The sequence below is a fragment of the Pseudoalteromonas sp. TAB23 genome, assembly GCF_000498075.1.
GTDB classification, from domain to species: domain Bacteria; phylum Pseudomonadota; class Gammaproteobacteria; order Enterobacterales; family Alteromonadaceae; genus Pseudoalteromonas; species Pseudoalteromonas arctica.
On the sequence record NZ_AUTP01000298.1, the window covers coordinates 23,594 to 30,855 of the forward strand.

Here is a 7,262-nt window from a genome sequence, read left to right on the forward strand (position 1 = left end):
AATTTAATTTACTCGGCCTTTTTCCTCAGCTATTAAAGTTAGCTATTTTGTTAAAGCGCTTTTATAACGACTCTACGCCCATGTTATATAGCGTAAAACCAAATATATCAGCGTACTGCTCAATTGTTTTACTCGTTGGAGTACCTGCACCATGCCCTGCGTTTGTTTCTATGCGAATAAGCGTTGGGTTATTACCTGTTTGCTTTGCTTGAAGCTCAGCTGCAAACTTAAACGAATGTGAAGGGACAACGCGGTCATCATGATCGCCAGTTGTGATCATAGTGGCTGGATACTCAACACCTGCTTTTACATTATGAAGTGGTGAATAGCCTTTAATGTATTCAAACATTTCTTTGCTTTGCTCACTGGTACCGTAGTCGTATGCCCAACCAGCGCCCGCAGTGAATGTATGGTAGCGCAGCATATCAAGTACGCCTACAGCAGGTAGAGCCACCTGAAATAAGTCTGGGCGCTGCGTCATCACTGCACCAACTAACAAGCCACCATTAGATCCACCGCGAAGTGCTAAACGCTTTTTAGACGTGTACTTTTTATCTTTTAAATACTCAGCTGCGGCAATAAAGTCGTCAAACACATTTTGCTTTTGCAATTTAGTGCCGGCATTGTGCCAGTCTTTACCGTACTCACCACCACCGCGAATATTAGCAACGGCGTACACACCACCTTGCTCAAGCCATACTGCATTAACTGGGCTAAAGCTTGGCGTTAAACTAATATTAAAACCACCGTAACCGTATAAAATAGTAGGATTTGAACCATCAAGCTTAATGCCTGTTTTATAGGTAATTACCATCGGTATTTTAGTACCGTCTTTTGATGTGTAAAACACTTGCTCAGACGTGTAATCATCACTATTAAAATCAATAGCCGACTTACGATAAACACCCGATTCACCCGTAGTTACATCAAACGTATAAGTAGTACCTGGTGTTTTGTAGTTAGTGAATGAATAATAAAGCGTTGTTTGATCTTTTTTACCGCCAAAACCACGTGCAGTACCCACGCCTGGTAAGCTAATATCACGAATTAGCTCGCCTTTTTTGTTGTACTGTTTTACCTGCGAAATCGCATCAACCATGTAGTTAGCAAAAAAGGTATCGCCACCTTTTGTAAGGTTTAGTACGTTTTTGGTTTCTGGAATTAAATCAACCCAATTTTCTGGGCTTGGATTACTTGCATCAACCGTCACTACTTTTTTGTTTGGTGCATTGAGGTTAGTAACTAAAAACAGCTTGCTGCCTTCGTTATCAATAACTGATGTATCTGAATCAGTATTTCCAACAACCGTTACAAACTCACTGTTTTCTTTTGTTAGATCTTTTATAAACAGCTTATTGCCCGAAGTAGACGTACTTGCCGAAATAAGTAAGTAATGGCCGTCATGGGTTACATCAGCGCCTACATAGCGATGTTTTTGCTCATCAGTTTCACCAAATACAACACGGTCAGCAGACTGAGCGGTACCTAGCTTATGGTAATACGCTTTATGCTGATCTGTTTTAGCCGAAAGTTCACTGCCTTTAGGTTTCTCGTAACTTGAATAATAAAAACCTTCGTTGCCTAACCAATCAATGCCACTAAATTTAACGTCAACAAGCGCTTCTTCAACTTGCTCTTTAGTATGTGCATCAATAACTATAATTTTACGCCAATCGCTGCCGCCTTCAGATATTTGATACGCGAGCAGTGAGCCATCTTTTGAAAACGATAAACCCGACATAGACGTCGTACCATCTTCACTAAACTTGTTTGGATCTAAAAATACTTCAACGTCGCCGCCATCTTTACTGCGGTACAAAACATATTGATTTTGCAGGCCATCGTTTTTATAAAAATAGGTGTAATCGCCTTCAGTAAAAGGAGCGCCTATTTTTTCGTAGTTCATTAGTTTTTCAAGGCGCTGCTTTAACTTATCGCGATAAGGTATTTGTTCTAAATAAGAAAACGTTAAATTGTTTTGCGTTTTAACCCAATCGGCAGTTTCGCTGCTCATGTCATCTTCAAGCCAACGATATGGGTCGCTAACGGCTTCTTCAAAGTAGGTATCTACGATATCGCCTTTTTTTGTTTCTGGGTATATCACTGCGTTAACTTGCTTCATAGGTGCTTTTACTTCTTCTTGAGTTACCGTATTAGTTGGCTCTGAACAGCCGCTAAGCGCTACAATTACAGCACATGCTAGAGTGTGTTTAAACATCCTGAGTTCCATTCTTATTTATTAATAGTGCGCCTAAGTTATTAACTTTTAGCCCTTTTGTCTATTTAGATGCGTTAAGCGCCATTTATCGCTGTAAACAAATGTAAACTTACGCTTTAATAGCACGACCCTCATTAAAATAAAAAACAATAAAAGAGTACACTATGCAAAGTACAAACCCCACGTTTAAAAGCTTTAAAGCCTTCTACCCTTATTATTTAAAAGAGCACCGCAACGTGATTTGCCGCCGCTTACATTTTATAGGAAGCACCCTCGTTCTTGCTGTAATCGCAATAGCATTATTAAAACAACACTACAGTTTATTGTGGCTATTACCTGTTATTGGATATGGGTTTGCGTGGGTCGGGCATTTCTTTTTTGAAAAAAACCGCCAAGCTACTTTTAAACACCCTTTTTACAGTTTGTGGGGAGATTGGGTAATGTTTAAAGATATGCTTGTTGGAAAAATTAAATTTTAACACTATTTTTAGCATTCTTTTTTATACCAATTACTTATAAAAACAAAATTGCTTCATGCTTTAAAGTATAGGTTCTAATAAGTAGTACATAATTTATAGTACACCCATTAAATGTTAATTTAGTTAACATTTAATGGGTGTACTTTTATTTTACATTTTTAAAAATATTTATAGATCAACAGCTATTTATTGCCAGCCCAATAAAAACGGCTTCCTACTCATGATTAGTTAAACCTACAACCTCATCTTACCAGTTAATTAAACGTTAAATTTAACTTTTAAATATAATTCATTATCCATCAATTACTTAGCATTTACCTTCGCTATATAACTAAAACAATGATCATTATAAAAAACAACCAAATGTAATTATAAAAACCCTTAAATTAATTGAATGTTATTCAATTGACTGACTTTGTTAATTAAGTATATGTTCAAGGTAACAAAGAGGTTTAATCTTTTTGTACAAAACTAAAATAATTCAATGGGTATGGGGAAATACAGCATGAATAGAAAACCGTTATTTAAATTACAGCAGTCGGTACCACAAATATTACTCGCAATGAGCGCGTCTGCTGCACTACTTGGTTCGCTCTGCGTAAATGCTGCAGAGCAAGACACTAAAGCAGAAGAAAACATCGAACAAATAAGCGTAATTGGCTCTCGCCGATTAGGCCGTACAGTAGAAGACAGCGCAGTACCCATCGACATAATTGGTGCAGATGCACTTAAAAATTCAGGCTTTACTGAAACGAATGCCCTGCTTAGCAGTTTATTACCCAGCTTTAACTTCCCACAAGCATCACTTACTGATGGCAGCGACCATGTACGTCCCGCTCAGCTTCGTGGCTTAGCACCCGATCACACCTTAGTGCTTGTTAATGGTAAGCGCCGCCACAGCAACGCATTACTTAACTTAAATGGCTCAACGGGTCGTGGTTCATCATCGGTTGACTTAAATGCGATACCTGCAAATGCTATTGCCCGTATTGAAGTATTACGCGATGGTGCAGCAGCGCAATATGGCTCTGATGCGATAGCTGGTGTTATTAATATTGTACTTAAAAGTGCCAGCAGCGGTGGTTCAGTTGCGGCTATATATGGTGCTAACGTAACCGAAATGGACGGTGTACCACAACTTGAGTCTGTATCTGAAGGCAGTGATGGTAATTTAGCCTTCACCGAAGGAGGCGATCGCTCTTTAACCGATGGTCAAACATTAACGCTGCAAGGTAATATGGGTTTTGAGCTTGGCGATAATGGCTTTTTAAACATCTCAACAGAATACCGCGACCGCCATTCAACTAACCGCTCAGACTACGATAACCGTGAAAACTATGCACGCATAGATGACGGATCAGTAGATGGCGCGCTTGACCCACGTGAACTGACTGTAAATCGTTACAACCATAACTTTGGTAATGGCGATGTTGAAGATTTTTCAATGTTTTATAACGCAGGTTACCAGTTAACAAACGAAGTTGATTTATATTCGTTTGGCTCTTACAGCAAACGTGAAGGCGAAGGCGGCGGGTTTTATCGCCGTGCAAGCGATAGCCGTAATATAGAAGAAGTATACCCTGATGGCTTTTTACCTGTTATTACCTCAGATATAGATGACTTTTCACTAGCACTTGGCGCTAAAGGTTTTGTAAGTGAATGGAATTACGATGTATCGGCCGTATATGGTCAAGATGCATTTGAGTTTGGTGTTACCAATAGCTTAAATACCTCATATGGCCCTACTAGCCAAACAAGCTTTGATGCAGGAACACTTACCTACGATCAACTTACTTTAAACGTTGACTTTAGCCGCGAGGTAGACGTCAGCTTTTTAGAAAGCTCTGTAAACGTAGCTGTAGGTGCTGAGTATCGCCGCGAAGGATACCAAATAGATGCAGGCGAAGAAGCATCATATGCACAAGGTAAATTTGGCCCAGGCGGCGCAGTAACCGACCCAGTTGATGGCCCATTTGGCGCAGCGGGGGCACAAGTATTCCCGGGGTTTACACCCGAATCAGAGGGCGATAACAGCCGCCACAACGTGAGCTTATATATAGACCTTGAAACCTACCTAACCGACGATTGGAATTTAGCGGTTGCCGCCCGTTATGAAGATTACTCAGACTTTGGCGATACACTTAACGGTAAAATTGCAACTCGTTATTCATTAACTGAAGACCTAGCATTACGCGCCTCTGTATCTACTGGTTTTAGAGCACCTTCTTTGCAGCAGCAATACTTTACCTCAGTGGCCACTGTATTTGTTGATGGCGAACCAACCGAAACAGGTACGTTCGCACCAAGCAGCGATGTAGCAAAAGCACTGGGCTCACCTGGCCTTGATGCAGAAGAAGCAACAAACTACGGCGTTGGTTTTACATGGTCTACCGACTTTAATTTCAGCTTATCGGTTGATTACTACCAAATATTAATTGATGACCGCATTGTGCTATCAAACAACTTATCGGGCGATGCTATTGCCGATTTACTCCAAGGCACAGGCGCTAACCAAGGTCGTTTCTTCTTAAATGCAATTGACAGCAAAACCCGTGGTGTTGATGTGGTTGCCTCATATAATGTAGCAACTGATGGTTACGGCGATTTAGCCTTTAACCTAGGTTATAACTACGGCAAAAATGAAGTAACAAATATTATCGACCCACCAGCAGAGCTTCAAGGTGCAGGGTTTGATCAAGACAACTTGTTCTCAGGCACTGAGCTGCGTCGTTTTGAAGTAAGCACGCCGCGTAATAAGTACAACTTAAGCGCAACATGGACAAACGACGACATACGTACAACGCTTAGAACAACGCGTTACGGTGAAACTCAAGACCCTTCAGATATCCCAGAACGTAACGAAGTGCTTAAGCCTAAATGGATAACCGACTTAGATGTAGCCTACTCGCTTAGCGAAAACGTATCGCTGAGCTTAGGTGCTAATAACATTTTTGATGTTTACCCAGATGCAACCCGTGAAAATGTTGACGATGTAACCACCTTCTCACGTTTATTTGCTTACTCTAGCTTCTCGCCGTATGGATTTAACGGACGCTACGTGTACGGTAAAATAGAAATGAAGTTCTAATAAGCACAGCTTAAAGTAACCAAACACACAAAAGCCACCGATTAGGTTAATGCCAGTCAGTTAACAGCTGACTGGCTTTTTTTATTGGGGTATTTACTGGGTTTTGGTTTCACACACCTCGGATACGCCCGCTCCCGTTTTATCGGCAATATGTGATGTTCAACTTGAGCTTGTAATTGCTCTATTGATTTAGGTATCCGTCCTGCATTTTCTATAAACATTGTATGAATAAGGTTAATAATACTAATAGCACACGTCGTAAAACTCAGGTGTTTTGCATATATTCCAGATTTTTTCTGCGCCATTTTCACCATCTGGTATCGGAGCAAGTTATAGCTCAACATTACGCCCCATAATTCTTGCGCTATCATCTCAGGTTTCTTGCTGCGTAGCGTAAAGTGACTATTCAGTAAGGTTTGTTTCATTTCTCGATAACCAAGTTCAATTTCCCACCGATCACTATAGAGGTCAACAATTTCAGCCTTAGGGAAACGCATTGGGTCTGTTAATGAAGTGAGTATATTCACCTCTTTCCCCTTAACCGTTTTTGTGACTAGCCTAACTTCAATGCTCTCTGGTAAATCGTCGAACTTTTTTCTCGCTTGTGCTGTTGCTTTTAGCTTGATGAGTTTGTCTTGACGACCTAGAGAGCGAACAATTTCATATTGCGTGCCTTTTCTCATCGGTTGAAGCCAATGCCTATTTACCCCAGCATGATGCCAACGATTGAGTAAGCCTAGAGAATAGAAGCCTCTATCAAATAACGTCAGTGAGTTATCGGGTGTTGCCTCGATTAAGTCTTCAGCCAACACCATTTCACTTGTACGACAACTATCAAAGGCGCTCCCCATTAATAAATGACTAGTTAACTCCATCAAACACACCATGCGAACCTGAGGGAAGGCCGTGTCACCATACTGATTTTTCCACATGGAGAATGCATGTTGATTTTCAGCAGTATCCGGTGTGCGCCAAATGACACCATCAACACCCAGTAGTGATAGCCCGCACCATGTGGGATGGTTCGCATCAGCATTCCACATTTGCTGACTTTGCTCAAAAACCTGTTTAACGGCATCAGCCCCAAGCCGCTGCCTAGCCTGTACAACCGCGCTGGGCGCAACGAGTTCTTTTTTACCTGGTAAAGCGAGCCCTAATTTACTGACAATACTCCACAGTGGGTCTTCACGATAAAACGACATACAAATGACTGTCCAAACGGCCATCTCAACAGGAAGCCTTCTTTTCCTTATCGTCGCGACACCTGCGGTTTCTGCGCATTGTTTGATAAACTCAGGGCATAAAAAATCACTCAGTTGACCTAAGCCTTCTGAATTGGGTGCGTAGCTATTGGCTAGAGAAAGTGCGGTAGTGAGTTGCAAAATAAAAGGCTCCTGAATAAATTCAGAAGCCTTTATAAACTAACCAGAAGATCGGTCAATGGATCGTTAAATATTTCTTAACTGATCGGCATTAA

Annotated in this window: 4 protein-coding genes; 2 read left to right on the forward strand and 2 right to left on the reverse strand. The window is 41.0% G+C overall.

The window, feature by feature from the left end; translation table 11 throughout:
• Positions 1–61: 61 nt before the first annotated feature.
• The gene (locus L654_RS0118690) at positions 62–2,218 is read right to left on the reverse strand and encodes a prolyl oligopeptidase family serine peptidase (protein ID WP_024608750.1); all 2,157 of its coding nucleotides are present in this window, start codon (positions 2,216–2,218) and stop codon (positions 62–64) included.
• Between the two features lie 164 nt (positions 2,219–2,382).
• Here L654_RS0118690 and L654_RS0118695 point away from each other — a divergent pair, with 164 nt between their 5' ends.
• The gene (locus L654_RS0118695) at positions 2,383–2,697 is read left to right on the forward strand and encodes a DUF962 domain-containing protein (protein ID WP_024608751.1); all 315 of its coding nucleotides are present in this window, start codon (positions 2,383–2,385) and stop codon (positions 2,695–2,697) included.
• A 505-nt stretch (positions 2,698–3,202) separates the two neighbouring features.
• The gene (locus L654_RS0118700; RefSeq protein WP_024608752.1) at positions 3,203–5,785 is read left to right on the forward strand and encodes a TonB-dependent receptor; all 2,583 of its coding nucleotides are present in this window, start codon (positions 3,203–3,205) and stop codon (positions 5,783–5,785) included.
• A gap of 56 nt (positions 5,786–5,841) precedes the next feature.
• Here the strand turns inward: L654_RS0118700 and L654_RS0118705 are convergent, their stop codons facing one another.
• On the reverse strand, positions 5,842–7,167 hold the full coding sequence (locus tag L654_RS0118705) for an IS4 family transposase (protein ID WP_024607224.1): 1,326 nt from the start codon (positions 7,165–7,167) through the stop codon (positions 5,842–5,844).
• Positions 7,168–7,262 lie beyond the last annotated feature (95 nt).

What these genes read in the sequence shown, in the direction of transcription:
- L654_RS0118690 (WP_024608750.1), bottom strand. Translation starts at nt 2,218, where the DNA reads ATGTTTAAACACACTCTAGCATGTGCTGTAATTGTAGCGCTTAGCGGC.
- L654_RS0118695 (WP_024608751.1), top strand. Translation starts at nt 2,383, where the DNA reads ATGCAAAGTACAAACCCCACGTTTAAAAGCTTTAAAGCCTTCTACCCT.
- L654_RS0118700 (WP_024608752.1), top strand. Translation starts at nt 3,203, where the DNA reads ATGAATAGAAAACCGTTATTTAAATTACAGCAGTCGGTACCACAAATA.